The organism is Bordetella tumulicola, assembly GCF_054779135.1.
On record NZ_BAAGYU010000011.1, the window covers coordinates 478333 to 493728 of the forward strand.

Consider the following 15396-nt stretch of genomic DNA (forward strand, 5'->3'; position numbering starts at 1 on the left):
GCATTGCAGCCGCGACCTACTGCAACCGCATGTAAATTGTAAGGGTTGTGTCTTTATTAAAAGGTGTGTTGTGCCTGATTTTGGCCCAGGCGGGGCTGAATCGGCGCGGGCTACTTGCCGACGTGTCCGAAGTGCCGCATGGGCACAGTTCCGATGGCAGACACGCTACAATTGCCGCGCGTTATCATACGCACGGCAAAAGTCCCCGCCCTTAGCTCAGTTGGATAGAGCACTCGCCTTCTAAGCGAGCGGTCACACGTTCGAATCGTGTAGGGCGGACCAGATTTGGCACGGGCTCTTCCCGTAATCGGCGCAGGGGCATTCATCAGCGATGATCGATTACCCCGTTCCGGCTGCGTAAGGGGCCTAGCCCTTCAGCGCCACCAGCACTTCATCGAGCATCTTCTTGGCATCACCAAACAGCATGGCGTTGTTCTCCTTGTAGAACAGCGGATTGTCCACGCCCGCATAACCCGAGGCCATTGAGCGTTTCATCACGATCGAGTTCTTGGCCTTCCAGACTTCAAGGACCGGCATGCCGGCGATCGGGCTGGCGGGATCTTCGGCGGCACTGGGGTTGACGATGTCATTAGCGCCAATGACGATCGCGACGTCGGTGTCGGGGAAATCGTCATTGATCTCGTCCATCTCCATCACGATGTCGTAGGGCACTCTGGCCTCGGCCAGCAAGACGTTCATATGGCCCGGCATGCGGCCCGCAACGGGGTGAATGGCAAAACGAACGTTCACGCCTTTTTCGCGCAGGGTCTGCGTGATCTCGTTCACGGTGTGTTGCGCTTGCGCCACCGCCATGCCGTAGCCCGGCACGATGACGACATTCTTGGCGTCGCGCAACAGATCAGCGGTCTCGGCGGAACTGATCGGCGCCACTTCGCCTTGCGGTTGCGCGGCATCGCTCTTTTTGGCGGGCGTGCCACTGCCCGAGCCAAAACCGCCGGCGATCACGCTGATAAAGTTACGGTTCATCGCCTGGCACATGATGTACGACAGGATGGCGCCCGACGAGCCTACCAGCGCACCCGTGACGATCAGCAGGTCATTGCTCAGCATGAAGCCGGTCGCGGCCGCTGCCCAACCCGAGTAGCTGTTGAGCATGGAGACCACCACGGGCATGTCGGCGCCGCCAATGGCCATGACCATATGTATGCCGAAGAGGAGGGCAATGACGGTCATCACGATCAGCGGCAGCATGCCGGCCTGGACATCGGGGGCCGCCAGAAACTCGCGGCCGAACCAGATCACGACCAGCAGCGCAATGAGATTGAGCCAGTGGCGCGCGGGCAGCAGCAGCGGCTTGCCGCCAATCCGGCCGGCGAGCTTGCCGAACGCGATCAGGGACCCGGAGAACGTGACTGCGCCAATCAGGATGCCGATGTAAATCTCCACCTCGTGGATGATTTTCTCTGCGCCTTGATACTGCATGGTGGGGTCGATGTAGCTGGCAAAACCGACGATGCACGCAGCTAGACCGACCAGGCTGTGCATCAGCGCGACCAGCTCCGGCATCTGCGTCATTTTCACGACTTTGGCGGCATACAGGCCGATACCGCCGCCGACGACCAGGGCGATGACAATCCAGGCGATCCCTGACGGGCTGACGCTTGGGCCAAAGATGGTCGCCAGCACGGCCAGCGCCATGCCGATCATGCCGAACAGATTGCCGCGACGGGAGGTTTCTGGATTAGATAGACCACTCAGACTGAGGATGAATAAGATGGCGGCCCCAAGATAGGCGACCGTGGCGAGGCTTTGGGACATGGAAGGTGTCTCTCTTCTTTGTTGTTATTTGCGGAACATCGCGAGCATGCGACGCGTGACGGCAAAGCCGCCGAACATGTTGATGGCCGTCAGGACAAGGGCAGCAAATGCCAGCCAATGAATCAGGCTATCGGGCCGGTCGTTCACGCCCGCCGTAGGGGGCGCGATCTGCACCAGCGCACCGATGGCAATAATGCTGGAAATGGCATTGGTCACGCTCATTAACGGGGTATGCAGGGCGGGCGTGACGTTCCACACCACCATGTAGCCAATGAAGCACGCCAGGACAAATACCGTAAAGTGTCCGAGGAAGGCCGTCGGGGCATAAGCGCCGATAAACCAAAACGCCACCGCGGCGACCGCGAAAATAATGGCAAGCGTCTTGGCGGGTAAGGGTCCGCTCTTGCCATGGCCATGAGCGCCCTTTTTTTCGGGAGCCGGCATCGCCGGTTTGGCGGCCGGCGCCGGCGCGGCCGTCTTGAGGGGCGGGGCCGGCCAAGTGATGGCACCTTGGTGAACCACGGTCAGCCCCCGGATCGCATCATCGTCCATGTTGATGACGGCTTGCCCGTCTTTGGCCTTGCACAACTCTTCGGTCAGGCGCAGTAGATTCGTCGCATACAGGGTGGACGATTGTTTCGCCAGCCGCGAGGCCAGGTCCGTGTAGCCGACGATGGTGACACCATGGCGCACCACGGCCTCGCCCGGAACCGTCAGTTCGCAGTTGCCGCCCTGTTCGGCAGCCATATCCACGATGACGCTGCCGGGCTTCATCGATTGCACCATCTCGGCGGTGATCAGCTTGGGCGCGGGTTTGCCCGGGATCAGCGCCGTGGTGATGATGATGTCCGCCTCTTTCGCCTGCTGGGCGTACATCTCGCGCTGCGCGGCCTGGAAGCCTTCGCTCATGACTTTGGCATAGCCACCGCCGCCCGCGCCTTCTTCTTCGTAATCAACTTTGACGAACTCGCCGCCTAGCGATTTGACTTGGTCGGCGACCTCGGCACGGGTGTCGTTAGCGCGTACGACCGCGCCCAGGCTGGCCGCTGTACCAATGGCGGCCAAGCCTGCTACACCTGCACCCGCAATAAACACTTTGGCCGGCGGGACTTTGCCCGCTGCCGTGATCTGCCCATTGAAATAGCGTCCAAAAGCGTTCGCCGCCTCGATGACTGCGCGGTAGCCGCTGACGCCCGCCATGGACGTGAGTGCGTCCATTTTCTGGGCGCGCGATAGCGTACGCGGCAGGCAGTCGATGGCGAGCACGGTGGCTTTTTTGGCGGCCAGTCGCTGCATCAGATCCGGATGCTGGGCCGGCCAGACAAAACCGATCAAAATCCCGCCTTCGCGCATCAGGGCGACTTCGTCAAGGCTGGGTGGACGCGTCTTGAGGATAATGTCGGACGTGGCCCAGAGTGCTGTGGCATCCTCAATGATGTCTGCCCCGGCGGCACGGTAGGTCTCGTCGCTGAAGTTGGCCGCGTCGCCCGCGCCGGACTCGACGGCGACCTGGAAACCGAGTTTGATCAGTTTTTCCACCACATCGGGCACCGTCGCGACACGCTTTTCGCCTGGAAAAGTCTCGCGAGGAATACCAATCTGCTGCACGGAAGAAGCCGAGTCTGTCTGCATGCGGAACCTTTGGGAACAGGAGCTACGAATAGGAGAAACTATAAATAGAGAAAGCTACAAATACGGTGACGCGAGCCAAATAACTTTGTTGCGCAGACGCTTGAGAAAGGGCTGTCGATTCAGGTCTTCCAGCGTTACTTGTCGGGCGCCCACGATATGTTCGTCGATGCGAGAGCCGATCCATTGCGCCAAATCGTGATCGTAGACTTCGGTATCCAATTCGAAATTCAGCCGCAGGCTGCGGGGATCCATATTGGATGACCCGATATAAGACCACGCACCGTCGACGGTCATTAATTTGGAATGATCAAAGGGCCCGACGGCGCGCCATACCCGGCAGCCCGTACGTACGATCTGATCCAGTTGGGCCATCATGGCATAGTTGATCAGGCGCAGATTGTTGCGGGCGGGGATCACGACATCGACGGTAATGCCGCGTCGCGCGGCCGTCGCCAACGCAAGAATCAGGGGTTGGTCTGGCAGAAAATAAGGCGACTGAATACGAATGTGTCGCTGGGCCACCGCGAGTGCGCCAAGCAGCATGTTGCGGGTGGCGACCACGGCACGATCGGGCCCCGAAGGAACGCAACGCATGGGGACGCTGCCCACCGCTTGGGAGGCGGGCGCGGGAAACCACGGATCCCCCTTCAGCAATTCGTGCGTGGTGAAATTCCAGTCGTGGGTAAAGACCGCCATCAACTGCGCCACGACGGGGCCTTCCAACTGGAAATGAACATCGCGATTGGTTTTGTCGCCTTCCAGGGCACGCACAAAAGCCGCGCGTACGTTCATGCCTCCGGTAAACCCGAACGTCCCGTCGACGACCAGGACTTTGCGGTGGCTACGCAAATTGGCGTAGGGCATACGCAACACGCCCAGCGGGTTCGTCATGAACAGGGCGACACGCACGCCTGCGCGGTGCAACATGCGCGCGATGGGCGGCCGAGAATATTTACTGCCGATCGCATCGATCAATACGCGCACCTGCACGCCGCGCTCGTGGGCCTCGATCAGGGCTTGCGCCATTTCGCGGCCGATCGGATCGCTATCGAAGATATAGCTTTGCATGGCGATGCAATGGCGCGCCTGACGGATGGCCTGCATCATGGCGGGATAGGCTTCATCGCCACCGGCCAGGGGCCGCACGCTATTGCCGCCTACGACGGAGAATTGGCTGATCTGGTCACCCAGGGTTCGCAGCGAGGCAAATTGCGCGCTGGAATAGGGCACCACATCGTGCAGGGATTCTTGTTCGGGGCTGTGGTAGTTCAGGCGCGCTTCGTCGCGTTGTTGCGACACGCGCGTATGGCGGATGCGGTTGATCCCGGCCACAAAATAAAACATGGCGCCAAACAAGGGGGAAAACAATGCCACCCCTACCCAGCCAATGGCCGCGCGCACGTCTTGTTTCGTCATGGCGGCATGAATAGCAGCACCCGCGCCGGCCACCAAGCTCACCCCGAAAAAAATGTGGGGCCAATATTCTTGCCAAAGCTCGTCGAAGCGGTCCATATAGACTTGGAAAACTCCCTTGTGATGCCATGCGCGCCACGCATAGCGAGTGCGTAAGGATACCAAGCCTCGACGCTGAACGGGCTTAAAGCTTCTACGTTAGATGACGACGGGTAACCGCGCGAGCGATTGAAGGTGGTGACGGTGTGCAATGGCGTGCGCGTTTTCATTTTGTGCGCAGCAACAGAAAGGCTCCGACGCTGCGCCTTTGGCTTGTTGCCGCCCCGAAAGGGGGGCTTTGTCTGGGTGCGATCCGGCAACAAAAAAGCCCCGTTTCTGACCGAAACCGGGGCTGGAATGCGTGCAAGGGAGTGGGGTGGCTGATGGGGCTCGAACCCACGACAACCGGAATCACAATCCGGGACTCTACCAACTGAGCTACAGCCACCACTGTCCTGCAAAGAGGCCGAATGTTAGCACAGAAGAAAATGGTCAGGCAAATCCGTCACGTACCGCTCAGATGCCACGATCCCGGCGGCCCGAATAACCCAATCGCAACGATAACTCGTGGGCGGCTTCGCGCAGGGCGTTGGGAACGGGGCCATCCCAGTCCGGGCTGAGCCGGTCGGATTCGCAGGTGGTGGAGATTGCCAGTGTCATGTTTCCCCGCGCATCATAGACGGGCGCGCTAAAGGCATTGACCGTGATCTTGTGACGTGGGGACGAGGCGGAGCCGACGGCACGCGCGAGCCCGTAGCGTTGGGCGTCGGCCAGGTGTTGAGAAAATTTGCCGTTATCCTGTTGGCCGCTGCGCATCCGCGATTGGAGTTCTTGCTCGATGGCGGTTTGCGTTTGGTCTGGCGGCATGAATGCGGCAAACGCCCGGCCGGTGGCGGATTGGGTCAAGCTGACGACCACCCCGGCTTGCAGGTAAGGACTGACCGGCTGCTTTGAGGGTTCCCAACGTACGATTGTCGCGCCCTGGTTTCCCCAGACTGCCAGGCCGACGGTACGCTGGCCGATGCGTTCACAGATTTCCGGCAAGGCCGCCGTCGCGATGCGCTGTGTTTCTAGCGCCGCCAGTCCGCCGGTTCCGATTTCCGCGTGGCCGACTTCGCCCAGATCGTGGGCATATGTCATCAAGTATTTCCCATCGGCAAAGGCCAGGGAGCGATGGCTGCTGCGGGAAATTTTCTCGACTTGACCGATATAGACGACATGGTCGCCGCCGGGATAGGCGGCGATTTTCACACACTCCAGATGGGCGGCACAGTCTTGAATAATCGGCACTTCTCCCAGCCCCGGCGTAATCGGGACTTCGCGGAACTTGTCGGGGCCGGATTTGGCGAACTGATTCGAGACGTGAATCTGGTGGTCCGCCAGGATATTGACCACAAAGCGTTCGCAATCCCGAAAGACGGGATAACTGCTGGAGGTGGTGGACTGGCTCCACAGAATCAACGGTGGATCGAGTGATACCGAGCTAAAGGAATTCGCGGTGACGCCGAAGGTCTCACCTTGCGCATTGCGTGTGGTAATGACGGTAACGCCGGTAGGAAAGGCGCCTAACGCGCGGCGAAACTCACGGCTATCGAATGGTGTCATGCTGGCATCCTGTCTCAGGGAACGCCCGGGGAAGGTCGATGGTCATTGTCGACCTGATTGTTTTGTCCTGGGCAACGAGACACAGTCTAGGGATGCCGGTACGGGCTCACAAATTGCGTTCCCGTATGGATTTATTCCCAATCATTATGAGTGGGGTGCGTGGGCGAGTTGTTCCCGAAAGTGCTTGCGCAGGTAGTCCTTGAAGGCGACCGCCGCCGTGGAGAGATCGGCCCGACGGGAAATGACACAACCCCAGTGACGGGTGGCGTCCAGATCCGTGACATCAATGAGTGCGCGTCGGGATTGGCCGTCGCGTTGAACCATGGTGCGAGGCAGAAAAGCGACGCAATTGCCGGCGTCAATCATCCCGAGCAGCATGGGCAAGGTCGACGCCGTCGTGGGCTCGAAGGCCAGGCCCAGCTTTGCGAACTCGTCTGTCAGGTGTTTGCGCAGCGACAGGTAGCGGTCCAGAAACATGACGCGATAGGGCGCAATCATAGACAGCGTGACGTTGGGGATCTGGGTGAGTGGGTGCCCGGCGGGCACGACCAGCAGCACCTTTTCTTCGGCCAGTGATTGAAAGCGCAGGCCACGGTGCTTGCTGTCGAGCGCCGTCACGCCGAAATCGGCCGAATCCTGGGCGACGGCCTGCATGACTTGCGCATAGGGCAAGTCACGTAGCACGACGTGGACGTCCGGATAGCGTTCTTGGTAGTCATGAATCAACGGGGGCAGGACCGTGGCCGCCAGCATGGGTGTGCTGGCGATGACGATGCGGTTTCGCTGCGCGACCGCGCTGTGTTGAAAGTGGCGCATGACATCCCGCAGACCAGAAAGCGCCTGCTCGGCGGCGTCTCGCAGACGTACGCCGTCCGGCGTAGGGGCGACCTGGCGCGTCGTTCTTTGCAGCAGCTTGACGTTCAGCTTGTCTTCCAGGCGCTTGATCCGGTTGGTTACGGCCGGCTGAGAAAGATGAAGCTTGCGGGCAGCATCACTAAAGCTGCCTTCCTGGACGACCCAAAGGAAAGTTTCCAGCTCCGACAGGTCCAGTCGCGTCAGTGAGGGACGGTCAATTGATTTATTCATGATGGTTATAGATGTATCACGCGGCGGAAATTGTGCATATCAGCGTTGACACCAATACTGGCTGCACTTCGCACGCTTTCTGAATGATTTCACATCGGACGCACTATGAGCACATCTGAACGGCAAATGGCCCTGGTTGCATTTCTGCAAGCCCAGAATTGTTCCAACTACGTTGGTTCGTGGCGCAACCCGTCGAGCATGACGGACTACCTGACGCCGGAGTACTACCAACGGATTGCGCGTACGCTGGAAGAGGGGCGGTTCGACATGGCCTTCTTTGATGACCGCCTGGCGATGCCGGACATCTACGGTGGCGATCACCTCGAAACGGTTCGTCATGGTGTACGGGCGATCAAACTGGAGCCGACCTCGGTGCTCATGGCAATGGCGATGGCGACGAGCCACCTGGGCCTGGGCGCGACCTATTCGACGACCTACTACGAGCCATTTCATGTCGCTCGTTTATTTGCGACGCTGGATCTGATGACGAAAGGCCGTGTGGCCTGGAACGTGGTGACATCGATGAACAACTCGGAGGCGGCCAACTTTGGGCACACCGAGCATCTTGAGCATGACCTGCGTTATGACCGCGCCGACGAATTCATGGAAGTCGTCATGGGGCACTGGGATACCTGGGAAGACGACATCATTGTCGCCGACAAGGCCGCCAATTTCTTTGCGGACCCGGAGAAGGTGCGTCGCTTGAACCATGAAGGGCGATTCTTTCACTCACGTGGGCCCTTGACCGTGCCCCGTTCGCCGCAGGGCCATCCGGTGATCCTGCAAGCAGGCCAGAGCGGTCGAGGATTGGCCTTTGCCGCGCGTTGGGCAGAAATTGTTTTTGCCAAGTACCCCACCCTGGAAGGAGGCGTCAAGCAATACCAGGCCCTCAAGGAAGGCGTGGTCAAGGCGGGGCGCAATCGCGATGACCTGAAGGTTGCCGCCGAAGTGAAGATCATTGCGGCGGAAACGGAAAGTCTGGCCAACGAAAAGCGCGAGATGATCGCCAGTTTGTCCAAGCCGATTGACGGCCTGACCATGATTGGCGAAACCATGAATATTGACTTTTCCGGTCGCCCATACGATCAGCCCTTTACGGATGAGGAACTGGCTGTCATGTCGTGGCAGAGCCTGCGCGACAAGGTCGTTCAGGTCAGCGGCAAGAAAAACCCCTCGGTGCGGGATTTTGTCGAGGCCTCCGGTCGCGGCACGTTGAACGACGGGCCGGTGTTCTGCGGAACGGGCGAACAAGTGGCGGACATGATGGAGGAGTGGTTCAGCAAGGCCTGCGACGGCTTTGTCTTGTCAGCGACGTCGGTGCCCGGCACCTATGAGGAAATCGTGCGTCTCGTTATCCCCCACTTGCAGAAGCGCGGTCTGGTACGCAAGGAATATGGCGCCAGCACCTTGCGCGGGCACTTGAATCTGCGTCGCCCGCGTGCCGGCGACTGGAAAACCAATAGTCGTTAAGAGGCCACGAGTGATGACAACAGACAGTGTGCGGATGATGTCGGCCAGTGGCATTCTGGGCTATGGATTCCCGGAGGCTTCCATTCAGGCCGCAATGAAACTCAAGCCGCATATGGTGGGGGTGGATGGCGGGTCCAGCGATCCCGGCCCGCATTATCTGGGATCGGGCAAGACGCTCAACTCACGTCTGGCCATGAAACGCGATCTGTCGCTGTTGTTGCGCGCGGCGATCGAGAATGGCATTCCGATGATGGTGGGGACCTGCGGGGGCGCAGGCGGCGAGCCGCATCTGCAGGCCTGCGCCGACATCATTCGAGAGATTGCCCGCGAACACGATTTGCACTTCAAGATGGCGTTGATTCATGCCGAGCAAGAGCCTGAGGTGCTGCGCCAGGCGCTCGAGGAAGGGCGCATTCACCCGCTAGGCAATGCGGCGGACCTGACGGCGACCCAGCTTGATTCGGCCGTTCGTGTGGTGGGAATGATGGGGCCGGAACCCTATCGCAAGGCGCTGGCCGACGGGGCGCAGGTCATTTTGGGTGGGCGCGGTACGGACCCGGCACCGTGGGTAGCGTTGGCGATGCACCATGGCATTCCCGCCGCACCGGCCTGGTACGCGGGAAAAATGCTGGAGTGCGCCTGCAACGCGGCAATCCCCAAGAAGCACGACTGCTTGATGGTGACCGTCGGGCAAGACTATGTCGAGGCCGAGCCCCTGAATCCGGAATTGCGTTGCACGCCGTTATCCGTGGCTGTTCAGGCGTTGCACGAGAACGCCAGCCCCGTGTTGCGCTATGAGCCAGGGGGCGTTGTCGATACCCGGGAATGCCAAATTCAGGCCATCTCTGACCGGCGTGTACGTATTACCGGGATGCAGTGGGAGCCCAAGCCGTACACCGTCAAACTGGAGGGAGCCTGCCGCGCCGGTTTCAGCGCCATCACGTTCGCCGCTACCCGTGATCCCGGGCTCATCGGACAGATCGATAGCTTTTTGGATTTTGTGCGCAGTTCGACATCGGTGAAAGTCGCCGCATTAGGAATCTCTGCCGAAGATTGGCGCCTGGTGCTGCGTGTCTATGGGGCAAAGGGCGTGATGGGCGCATGGGAGCCGAACGCTGATTTTTTGCCTCAAGAAGTCAGCATCATCGCCGAGGTCGTCGCGAAGACACAGGACACCGCGAATGCCGCGCTGTCGTTGGCGCGCGTGACGTTGCTGCATTCGGATTTTCCGGGCCGCATGTGTCGCGAGGGGAACATGGCCTTCCCGTTTTCCCCTTCAGATATCGAGCGTGGCGAGATCTACGAATTTTTCCTGCAACACGTGATGGATGTGTCGGATCCGCTCAGTCTATTTCCCATTGAATACGAAGTCGTTTGATCTGTAGAGAAACAACATGCCCAAGCTTAAAGATATTGCGAAGGCCTGCAAAAGCAAGAACGCAGGACCTTTCGCTGTCACGCTCGACATCATGTTCGACGACGTTGCATTGTTCGAGCGGGTGCGCTCGACCGGCGTGATCAGCGCATCGCTGATCGCGAAGCTGTATGGCGTGCAAGAGTCGGACGTGTTGTTTACCGAGTATCCGCCCGCCATGGCCTGGAAGGCTACGCTGCCCAGGCCCGTCGCGTCCGGCGCGGTGGGTGATGTCGATGTGTATGGCGCTCAGCAACATGCTCCCTTGTTGGATATAGAAATTCCCCTGTAGTGCTGGGCCGACGCTACCCGGTTTACCGGGGTAGTGGAGGGTCCAGCAGGGCTTTGTTGTTTCGAAAACGTGATAAGAATCAGGAGACAAAAAGTGATACGTCTATTAAAAGTACTGCTGCCGGTGGCTGTGATGTTGCCGGGCGCCGTGATGGCGCAAGACACGTTGAAAATCGGGGGGCTCGTGACCCTGTCTGGCGCGGGGGCGGCCTGGGGACAAGCGTTGCTGTATGGCGCCGAACTGGCCGCTGATGATGTGAATGCGCAGGGTGGCCTGGAGGTCAATGGCAAAAAATACAAGGTCGAGATCATCCCCTACGACGACAAGTACCAGGCGGCCGAGGCGGTCACGGCGGCGAACAGGCTGGTCAGCGATGACAAGGTGAAATACATCATCGGCCCGATGGGCTCGGCGCCGGCACTGGCCGTGCAGCCGATTACCGAGCGTGAGAAGGTCATCGTCATGACATTGGGGTTCACCCGCAAGGCGTTGAGTCCTGAAAAGCCTTACTCATTTCGGCCTAATCTGACGACTGAAGAAACGTCGTATCCGATCATCGCCTGGCTGGTCAAGCGCTTTAACCTCAAGAAAGTCGGTGGCTTGTTCCCCAACGATGAGTCCGGCCAGCAGATTGCCGGCGACCTGGCCAAAGCCTACGAGCAAGCGGGCGCCGCACTATCAAGCAAGGAGTTCTTCGAGCGCCAGCGTGTTGATATGGTGCCCTTGTTGACCCGGATGTTAAGTGCGGGTATCGATGCGATTGAACTCGATGGCAACTCGCCCGCCACCGCAGGCATGATCGTCAAACAGGCGCGTGAATTGGGGTTCGAAGGACCTATCGTTCGCAACGGAGGCCCGGCAACACCCGAGATTGTGGCGGTCGCGGGCAAGGCGGCAACCGAGGGCATGATGGTGACGTCGCTGCAAGATCCCGACAATAAAGCGGTCGCGGATTATGCCAAGCGCTATGCGGAAAAGTACAACAAAAAGATGAATGGCTTTAGCCCCGCGTTCTATGACGGCACGCATATGTTGTTCAAGGCCATGCAAAACGCCGGGACCGTGACCGATAGCACCAAGGTGCGCGACGAACTTGAAAAGCTCAACGGCTATGAGGGTATCCAGGGCAAGCTGACCTGGAGCGGAAAAGCGCGCTACGGCATCGACCACCAAGTCGCATCGCCGTTCTTCATTTCTGAGGTGAAAGACGGCCAGGAAGTGACGGTAGCGCGCTGCGACGTCAATCAGTGCGTTGATATCAAAAAATAATTCCGCGGAGCAAATTCCATGTCCAACCTGCTTGCTCAGGCACTGGTCAATGGCGTGATCATCGGCTTGCTTTATATGCTGATGGCGGTGGGCTTCACCCTGGTTTTTGGGGTGATGCGCATCGTGAACTTCGCGCATGGCGAGTTTTATATGGTGGGGGCCTTTGCGACCTATGTCTTGATGGCCCATTGGGAGTTCCCGTTTTTGGTGGCCATGTTGGGGGCGTTCGTGGTGACGATGGCCTTCGGCTGGATCGTCGAGTGGACGGTGCTCAAGCCGTTCAGGCACGATGAGTTGAACGGCATGATTGCCACGATAGGGGTGGCCATGATTCTGCAATCGGTCGCCTTGCTGGTGTTCGGGCCGGATGCGCAGATCATGCCTCAGGTGGCCGAAGGCGTCTATCGCCTGGGGCCGGTCATCATCCCGGCGTCCCGCCTGTACGTGGCCGTGTGTTCCGTGATTGTGTTGGCGGTCTTATATGTCTTTCTCATCCATACCCGGCAGGGCAAGGCGTTGCGAGCCGTGGTCCAGGATATGGAGATCGCCATGGCGCAGGGGATCAAGGCCAAGTTCATGTATCCCCTGGGCTTCAGTCTGGGGGTAGGCTTGGCCGCGATCGCGGGCGCGTTGATGGCGCCGCTCTTTTCCGTGTCGCCCTTCATCGGCAGTACACCGCTGCTCAAGGCGTTCATTGTGGTCATTCTCGGCGGGCTGGGCAGCATTCCGGGGGCGGCGTTGGCCAGCCTGCTGCTAGGGATAACGGAAAGCCTGGCGAGTTCTTTGATCAGTAACAGCCTGGCGGAGATTTTGATTTTCGTTGTGGTGATGGCCATCCTGGTGGCGCGCCCCGCCGGATTGCTGGGCAAATCGGAGGCATGAAATGACCATGAGCAAGACGCTATTGTCGCCGATGCCGCCGTCTGCGGGGGCCATGCTGATCCGCGGCGCTGCCGCGCCCCGAGCACTCGGTCTGCCCGCCTTGGGTGCGCTGGCACTACTGATTTGTATACCGTTTATCTTGAATCAGGCCTTTAGTTATCACCTCGCGATCTTCATTTGTATTAACGCCATTGTGGTGACTTCATTGTCTGTCCTGGCGCGCTCGGGGCAGATTTCGCTATGTCACGGCGCATTGGTGGGCATTGGCGCTTATGCGTCGGTGGCCTGTGTGAAAGGCTTGGGGTTGCCCTTCTTGGTGGGCGTGTTTGCCGCAATGATTGCGGCGGGGGGCGTTGCGTACCTGCTGGGTCGTATCGTCCTGCGCCTGCAGGGAGTGTATTTCGTGCTGGTGACCTTTGCGTTCAGCGAGCTGGTCCGGCTGGTTTTGCTTGAGTGGGGTGATGTGACGGGCGGCGCCAACGGCGTCACCGGTATCCCCGCCGCCAGTATTGCCGGCTACGTGTTTAACGAGAAACCCGCGTTCTATGCCCTGGCGGTCGTCGCGACCATTGGTGCGTTGGTATTTTTCCGGTTCTTCTACGCTTCGCCGGCAGGCGAGGCGGTAGATGCCGTCGGCGAGAACCCCGCGTTGGCCGAGGCAAGCGGTGTGGGCGTGCGTCGTACGCAGTTGTATGCGTTCACGCTGGCGAGTGCCTTTGCGGGCCTGGGCGGCGCGTTATTGGCGCATTACCTGGGTTATATCTCGCCCGAGTCATTCAATATGCATTATTCGATCGCCTTGATCATCATGATGGTGGTCGGTGGACGGCGGTTTCTATTCGGTGGACTGATCGGGGCGTTGGTGATGACACCGCTACCTGAATTTTTCCGAGGTGCAGTCGAGTCGCAGGATATTTTCTACGGTGTGGCATTGATTTTGATACTGCGCTTTATGCCACAAGGCCTAGCCGGCGTGCGTCTGCCGTTCATGAAAAGGAGGCCGGTATGACATCCGCTACCAATCAGCAACCGCTGTTGCAGGTGCGGGGCTTGAGCAAGCGGTTCGGCGGCTTGCACGCCGTCAGCGATTTGTCCCTGGACGTTGGGCACAATGAAGTGGTGGGCTTGATCGGCCCCAACGGTGCGGGCAAGAGTACGGCCTTTAACCTCATCAGTGGCACATTGAGCCCGACAGCAGGTCAAGTGCTATTGGCAGGCGAGGACATCACTGGCAGGGCGCCCAGCACCGTGGTGCGTCGTGGTCTGGCCCGGACGTTTCAGTCTACGTCTGTCTACCCGAACTGCACTGTGATACAGAATTTATTTCGTGGGGCGCTGTCGACCTTGCCGGGGTCGATCTGGACGCAAGTCGTGAGTACACGGGCACGCAAGGCGGCGCTGCGGCGCGTGGCAAGCGACGTTGACGAGGTTCTTGAGTTGACCGGATTGGCCGCCTATCGCGATGTCTTGGCAGGTGGGCTGCCTTATGGTCACCAGAAACTGTTGGGTGTGGCCATAGGCTTTGCGACACAGCCCAAGATCCTGCTGCTGGACGAGCCGGCGGCAGGATTGAACGGCGAGGAGTGCGCGGAACTCGGCCGGTTGCTGCAACGCTTGCAGGCGCATCGAGGGATTTCCGTGCTGTTTGTAGAGCATCATATGGCCGTGGTGATGGCTCTATGCCAGCGCATCTATGTACTCGTGCAGGGGCGCAAGATTGCCGAAGGCACGCCACAGCAGATCCAGTCCGATCCCGCGGTGATCGAAGCCTATCTCGGAGCGCCCGACTATGCCCACGCTTGAAGCGAAGTCCATTTCCGTCAGCTACGCAAGCGTGAAGGCGGTGCACGATGTGTCGTTTCGCGTCGATGAGGGCGAGGTGGTTGCCCTCGTCGGTTCCAACGGAGCGGGTAAGTCCACCATTCTGAAGGCGATGATGGGACTCAAGCAGTTGGCAGGGGGCGACTTATGGTGGCGGGATCATTCCATCGCGCGCATTCCGGCGGCTAATCGCGTCTCCAGTGGCATAGCCCTGTCACCCGAAGGCCGGCGCCTCTTCCCCAGAATGACGGTATTGGACAACCTGGAGGTCGGCGCGCACACCGTGAAAAGTGTCGCCAGCCGCCGCAGAACCCTGGACCTGATCTACGGACTCTTTCCCCGTGTGCATGAGCGGCGTAGCCAGCTCGCGGGGTCGCTATCAGGCGGAGAGCAGCAGATGGTCGCGATCGGCCGGGCGTTGATGGCGCAACCCAAGTTGCTGTTGCTGGATGAGCCCTCGTTGGGACTCGCGCCTAAAGTGATCGCCGAGATTGCCCGAGTGGTCGAAACGTTGAATCGCGAGACCGGGCTATCAATTGTCCTGGTGGAACAGAACGCCAGGCTGGCATTGCGTTTGTCGCATCGTGCCTATGTGCTGGAACGCGGCGAAGTGGTGCGTACGGGCACAGGACAGGAATTACTGGACGACGATTTCGTCAGACAGGCTTATCTGGGTGTGTAAGGGCGCAGGAGG

At 59.5% G+C, this 15396-nt stretch carries 13 protein-coding genes and 2 tRNA genes; 9 read left to right on the forward strand and 6 right to left on the reverse strand.

Annotation, left to right across the window (positions count from 1 at the left end; all coding sequences use genetic code 11):
- Positions 1-205: 205 nt before the first annotated feature.
- Positions 206-282 (forward strand) — tRNA-Arg (locus ACYVDM_RS24425).
- A gap of 84 nt (positions 283-366) precedes the next feature.
- Here ACYVDM_RS24425 and pntB read toward each other — a convergent pair.
- From pntB to ACYVDM_RS24455, 6 genes are all read right to left on the reverse strand, one after another.
- Positions 367-1779, reverse strand: a complete 1413-nt coding sequence (pntB, locus tag ACYVDM_RS24430) for a Re/Si-specific NAD(P)(+) transhydrogenase subunit beta (protein ID WP_415792567.1) — start codon at positions 1777-1779, stop codon at positions 367-369.
- A 24-nt stretch (positions 1780-1803) separates the two neighbouring features.
- Complete coding sequence (locus ACYVDM_RS24435; protein WP_415792568.1) at positions 1804-3411, reverse strand: Re/Si-specific NAD(P)(+) transhydrogenase subunit alpha; 1608 nt, start codon at positions 3409-3411, stop codon at positions 1804-1806.
- 54 nt (positions 3412-3465) lie between these two features.
- Positions 3466-4923, reverse strand: a complete 1458-nt coding sequence (locus ACYVDM_RS24440) for a phospholipase D-like domain-containing protein (protein WP_415792569.1) — start codon at positions 4921-4923, stop codon at positions 3466-3468.
- A gap of 312 nt (positions 4924-5235) precedes the next feature.
- Positions 5236-5311, reverse strand: a tRNA-His gene (locus ACYVDM_RS24445).
- A 68-nt stretch (positions 5312-5379) separates the two neighbouring features.
- On the reverse strand, positions 5380-6468 hold the full coding sequence (locus ACYVDM_RS24450; protein WP_415792570.1) for a flavin reductase: 1089 nt from the start codon (positions 6466-6468) through the stop codon (positions 5380-5382).
- A gap of 144 nt (positions 6469-6612) precedes the next feature.
- Complete coding sequence (locus ACYVDM_RS24455; protein ID WP_415792571.1) at positions 6613-7554, reverse strand: LysR family transcriptional regulator; 942 nt, start codon at positions 7552-7554, stop codon at positions 6613-6615.
- Positions 7555-7659: 105 nt separating this feature from the next.
- Between ACYVDM_RS24455 and ACYVDM_RS24460 the strand changes: the two genes are divergently transcribed.
- The 8 genes from ACYVDM_RS24460 (at position 7660) to ACYVDM_RS24495 (ending at position 15384) form a co-directional block, all read left to right on the forward strand.
- A complete protein-coding gene (locus ACYVDM_RS24460) occupies positions 7660-9024 on the forward strand; it encodes an LLM class flavin-dependent oxidoreductase (RefSeq protein WP_415792572.1) in 1365 nt (454 codons plus the stop codon).
- A gap of 13 nt (positions 9025-9037) precedes the next feature.
- A complete protein-coding gene (locus ACYVDM_RS24465; protein WP_415792573.1) occupies positions 9038-10402 on the forward strand; it encodes an acyclic terpene utilization AtuA family protein in 1365 nt (454 codons plus the stop codon).
- Between the two features lie 16 nt (positions 10403-10418).
- Entirely contained in the window at positions 10419-10730 is a 312-nt protein-coding gene (locus tag ACYVDM_RS24470; RefSeq protein WP_415792574.1) for a DUF4387 domain-containing protein, read from the forward strand.
- Between the two features lie 93 nt (positions 10731-10823).
- Positions 10824-11999, forward strand: a complete 1176-nt coding sequence (locus tag ACYVDM_RS24475) for an ABC transporter substrate-binding protein (RefSeq protein ID WP_415792575.1) — start codon at positions 10824-10826, stop codon at positions 11997-11999.
- 18 nt (positions 12000-12017) lie between these two features.
- The gene (locus tag ACYVDM_RS24480) at positions 12018-12881 is read left to right on the forward strand and encodes a branched-chain amino acid ABC transporter permease (protein ID WP_415792576.1); all 864 of its coding nucleotides are present in this window, start codon (positions 12018-12020) and stop codon (positions 12879-12881) included.
- Between the two features lie 7 nt (positions 12882-12888).
- Positions 12889-13890 carry a branched-chain amino acid ABC transporter permease gene (locus ACYVDM_RS24485; RefSeq protein WP_415792577.1) on the forward strand — a complete coding sequence of 334 codons (1002 nt, stop codon included), beginning with the start codon at positions 12889-12891 and terminating at the stop codon, positions 13888-13890.
- Positions 13887-14684, forward strand: coding sequence for an ABC transporter ATP-binding protein (locus ACYVDM_RS24490; protein ID WP_415792578.1), 798 nt, complete (start codon positions 13887-13889; stop codon positions 14682-14684). The genes ACYVDM_RS24485 and ACYVDM_RS24490 overlap by 4 nt, the downstream gene beginning before the upstream one ends.
- Positions 14671-15384: an ABC transporter ATP-binding protein gene (locus ACYVDM_RS24495; RefSeq protein ID WP_415792579.1), complete on the forward strand. Its 714-nt coding sequence runs from the start codon at positions 14671-14673 to the stop codon at positions 15382-15384. Before ACYVDM_RS24490 ends, ACYVDM_RS24495 begins: the two co-directional genes overlap by 14 nt.
- Positions 15385-15396 lie beyond the last annotated feature (12 nt).

What these genes read in the sequence shown, in the direction of transcription:
- ACYVDM_RS24440 (WP_415792569.1), bottom strand. Translation starts at nt 4,923, where the DNA reads ATGGACCGCTTCGACGAGCTTTGGCAAGAATATTGGCCCCACATTTTT.
- ACYVDM_RS24495 (WP_415792579.1), top strand. Translation starts at nt 14,671, where the DNA reads ATGCCCACGCTTGAAGCGAAGTCCATTTCCGTCAGCTACGCAAGCGTG.
- ACYVDM_RS24450 (WP_415792570.1), bottom strand. Translation starts at nt 6,468, where the DNA reads ATGACACCATTCGATAGCCGTGAGTTTCGCCGCGCGTTAGGCGCCTTT.
- ACYVDM_RS24485 (WP_415792577.1), top strand. Translation starts at nt 12,889, where the DNA reads ATGAGCAAGACGCTATTGTCGCCGATGCCGCCGTCTGCGGGGGCCATG.
- ACYVDM_RS24460 (WP_415792572.1), top strand. Translation starts at nt 7,660, where the DNA reads ATGAGCACATCTGAACGGCAAATGGCCCTGGTTGCATTTCTGCAAGCC.
- ACYVDM_RS24465 (WP_415792573.1), top strand. Translation starts at nt 9,038, where the DNA reads ATGACAACAGACAGTGTGCGGATGATGTCGGCCAGTGGCATTCTGGGC.
- ACYVDM_RS24455 (WP_415792571.1), bottom strand. Translation starts at nt 7,554, where the DNA reads ATGAATAAATCAATTGACCGTCCCTCACTGACGCGACTGGACCTGTCG.
- ACYVDM_RS24480 (WP_415792576.1), top strand. Translation starts at nt 12,018, where the DNA reads ATGTCCAACCTGCTTGCTCAGGCACTGGTCAATGGCGTGATCATCGGC.
- ACYVDM_RS24435 (WP_415792568.1), bottom strand. Translation starts at nt 3,411, where the DNA reads ATGCAGACAGACTCGGCTTCTTCCGTGCAGCAGATTGGTATTCCTCGC.
- ACYVDM_RS24490 (WP_415792578.1), top strand. Translation starts at nt 13,887, where the DNA reads ATGACATCCGCTACCAATCAGCAACCGCTGTTGCAGGTGCGGGGCTTG.
- pntB (WP_415792567.1), bottom strand. Translation starts at nt 1,779, where the DNA reads ATGTCCCAAAGCCTCGCCACGGTCGCCTATCTTGGGGCCGCCATCTTA.
- ACYVDM_RS24470 (WP_415792574.1), top strand. Translation starts at nt 10,419, where the DNA reads ATGCCCAAGCTTAAAGATATTGCGAAGGCCTGCAAAAGCAAGAACGCA.